General features: G+C 60.1%; 1 pseudogene. It reads right to left on the bottom strand.

The annotated features are described in order from the left end of the window. A pseudogene (locus ACODSP_RS28250) lies at window positions 1-280 on the bottom strand (transposase); the annotation flags it as partial. Window positions 281-336: the final 56 nt, after the last annotated feature.

The raw sequence follows: 336 nt of genomic DNA on the forward strand, positions 1-336 counted from the left end.
GACCGGAGGCCTTGCGCAAAAAATCCCGCTCCACCACCAACTGCCCGATCTTGGCGTGCAGCCGGTCGATCTCGGCGCCATCAACCAGCGGTACAGCCTCGGACTTGCCGGAAAACGACGCCGCCATCCCCTCAATCGCCTGCTTGCGCCAAGCGTTGATCATCGTCTGGTGAACACCGTGCTTCGACACAAGCTGCGCCATCGTCAACTCGCCCCGGATCGCCGCCAGCGCCACCTTCGCCTTGAAATCCGCTGAATATCGCTTCATCTGTCCCGTCATATCGGTCGTCCTTCAATAAGGGCAAACCAAGCTTACCAAACTGTCCGCTCACCGGG

The sequence above is a fragment of the Niveispirillum sp. FG156 genome (assembly GCF_057809555.1).